The organism is Streptomyces niphimycinicus, assembly GCF_018883605.1.
Taxonomy (GTDB): Bacteria; Actinomycetota; Actinomycetes; order Streptomycetales; family Streptomycetaceae; genus Streptomyces; species Streptomyces niphimycinicus.
The window spans coordinates 1-3,361 of the sequence record NZ_JAHLEM010000009.1; the positions used below are offsets into that span (position 1 = coordinate 1).

Here is a 3,361-nt window from a genome sequence, read left to right on the forward strand (position 1 = left end):
CCCGCGTCCGGGACACCGATCTGGCCGCCTACGCCCATCAGGACACCCCCTTCGAACGGCTGGTCGAGGTGCTCAACCCGGCCCGCTCGATGGCGCGCAACCCGCTCTTCCAGGTCATGCTGGTGCTCCAGAACAACGTCCAGGCCGATCTGCGGCTGCCCGGACTGGACGTCACCGTGGAGACCGCGGGCGCCCACGCCGCCCAGTTCGACCTGTCCTTCGACCTCACCGAGCGCTACGCCGAGGACGGCGCGCCGCAGGGTCTGGACGGCCGGTTCGACTACAGCACCGACCTGTTCGACCACCCCACCGCACAGCGGCTGCTCGGCTGCTTCGTGCGGTTCCTCCAGGCCGCCGTCGCCGAGCCCGACCACCCGGTGGGGGACCTGGACATCATCGAACCGGGGGAGCGGCGGCAACTGCTGCTCGACTGGAACCGCACCGAGCGCGACACCGGCATCACCGGGGTCGTGGAACGGGTCCGGGAGATCGCCGCCCGCCACCCCGAGGCCACCGCCCTCACCGATGACCACCACACCGTCGACTACGCCACCCTGGTGGCCCGCGCGAGCGCCCTCTCCCGCAGGCTGCTGGCGAGCGGCGCGGACGCCGGTTCGGTCGTCGCGATCCTCTCCGACCGCACCGTTCAGGTGCCCACGGCCGTCCTCGCCGTCCTCGGCATCGGCGCCGCCTATGTGCCGCTCGACCCGCGCGCCCCGCGGCAGCGCAGCGCCGGAATGCTCGCCGACAGCGGCGCCCGCAGGCTGCTGGCCGCGCCCGAACACCTTGAACGAGCAAGGGAGTTGGCCGAGGCGGCGGAGATCCCCGTCGAGGTGCTGGCGCTGGACGACGCGGCCGACGACGCCGACGAACTGCTGCCCGTCGCCGGTGGCCCCGGCCACCTCGCCTACGTGATCTTCACCTCCGGTTCCACCGGCCGCCCCAAGGGCGCGATGGTGCACCGGCGCGGCATGGTCAACCACCTCCTCGCCAAGATCGAGGACCTGGGGATGACGGACACCGACAGCGTGGTGGCCAACGCCCCGCTGACGTTCGACATCTCGGTGTGGCAGATGCTGTCCGGCCTTGTCGCCGGCGGCCGGGTGCGACTGGTCGGCGAGGACACCGCACTGGATCCGCAGGCGCTGTTCACCCGGGTCGCCGAGGAGCGGATCACCGTCCTCGAGGTCGTCCCCTCCCTGCTGCGCACCGCCCTGGACGCCTGGGAGTCCGGCGCCGAACCCGTCGAACTGCCCAAGCTGCGCTGGCTGATGGTGACCGGCGAGGCCCTCCCGCCGGATCTGTGCGCCCGCTGGTTCGCCCGCTATCCGCACATTCCGCTGGTCAACGCGTACGGCCCGACCGAGTGCTCGGACGACGTCACCCACGCCGTCATCGACTCCGCCACCCCGCTCGGCGGCGTCCGGGTACCGATCGGCGCCACCATCCGCAACACCCGGCTCTACGTCCTGGACACCCGGCTCCAGCCGGTCCCGGTCGGCGTCCCCGGCGAGCTGTATGTGGGCGGCACCGGCGTCGGATACGGCTACGTCGGTGAAGCCCGGCGCACCGCGGTCACCTTCGTGGCCGACCCGTATGCGGACGAGCCCGGCAGCCGGCTGTACCGCACCGGCGACCGGGTGCGACGGCTGCCCGACGGACAACTGGAGTTCCTCGGCCGCCTCGACCACCAGGTCAAGATCCGCGGACAGCGCATCGAACTGGGCGAGGTGGAGGCCGCGCTGCGCGCGATCCCCGCGGTGACCGACGCGGTGGTCACGGTCGGCACCGACCCCGCGGGGCAGAGCCGCCTGGTCGGCCATATCGTCGGCGCGGTCGACCCCCGGCAGGTGCGCTCCGAACTCGCCGGGGCGCTGCCGGAGGCGATGGTGCCCGCGGTGCTGATGGCCATGGACGCCCTGCCGCTCACCCCCAATGGCAAGGTGGACCGCAAGGCGCTGCCCGCCCCCGACTTCGGGGCGTCGGCCGGCGGCTCCGGACGGGCCCCGCGCACCCCGCAGGAAGAGCTGCTGTGCGAGGTGTTCGCCGAGGTGCTCGGCCTGCCCCGGGTCGGCCCCGACGACGACTTCTTCGACCTGGGCGGCCACTCGCTGCTCGCCACCCGCCTGGTGAACCGGATCCGGTCCGCCTTCGGGGTCGAGCTTCAGGTCAGGACGCTGTTCGAAATGCCCACCGTGGCCCGGCTCGCCACGTCCCTGGCCCTTGGCACAGGAGGCAGGGCGCCGCTGGTCCCGGCCGAGCGGACCGGACGGATCCCGCTGTCGTACGCCCAGCGCCGGCTGTGGTTCCTCAACCGGTTCGACGGCGACAGCGGCGCCTACAACGTGCCGCTGGCCCTGCGCCTGACCGGTGACCTGGACCGCGAGGCGCTGCGCGCGGCCCTCGGCGATGTGGTGGCCCGGCACGAGAGCCTGCGCACCGTCTTCCCCGAGACCACCGGGCCGGACGCGGACGGCGGCGCCTATCAGAAGATCGTGGACGCCGGGACGGCCCGGCCCGCGCTCCCGGTCACCGACACCGACGAGGCGTCCCTGCCCGGTCGGCTGGCCGCCGAGGCCGCCACCGGATTCGACCTCACCCGCGAACTCCCGCTGCGCACAAGGCTGTTCGCACTCGCCCCGGACAGTCATGTGCTGCTGCTGGTGATGCACCACATCACCAGCGACGGGGCCTCCGCGGCACCGCTCGCCCGCGACCTGTCCTTTGCCTACGAGGCCCGGCTGGCCGGTGCGGCGCCCCGGTGGACACCGCTGCGGGTGGGCTATGCCGACTACAGCATCTGGCAGCGGGAGGTGCTCGGCGACGAGAGCGACCCCGAGACCCCCATCTCCCGGCAGCTCGCCTTCTGGACCGACGCCCTGGCCGGTCTCCCCGACCAGTTGGAGCTGCCCACCGACCGCCCCCGCCCCGCGGTCGCCAGCGGGGCGGGCGGCACCGTCCCCGTACGGATCGGCCCCGAACTGCACCAGCGGCTGGCCGGACTCGCCCGCGAGAACCGGGCCAGCGCCTTCATGGTGGTCCAGGCCGGGCTCGCGGCGCTGCTGACCCGGATGGGGGCGGGTACCGACATCCCGCTGGGCAGCCCGATCGCGGGCCGCACCGACGAGGCGCTGGACGACCTCGTGGGCTTCTTCGTCAACACCCTGGTGCTGCGCACGGACACCTCGGGCAACCCGACCTTCCGGGAGCTGCTGGCCCGCGTCCGGGACACCGATCTGGCCGCCTACGCCCATCAGGACACCCCCTTCGAACGGCTGGTCGAGGTGCTCAACCCGGCCCGCTCGATGGCGCGCAACCCGCTCTTCCAGGTCATGCTGGTGCTCCAGAACAACGTCCAGGC

At 73.0% G+C, this 3,361-nt stretch carries 1 protein-coding gene; it reads left to right on the top strand.

From position 1 onward, the window contains the following. Positions 1 to 3,361, top strand: a 3,361-nt coding sequence (locus KN815_RS00715) for a non-ribosomal peptide synthetase (RefSeq protein ID WP_216339121.1), incomplete at both ends; no start/stop codon positions are given.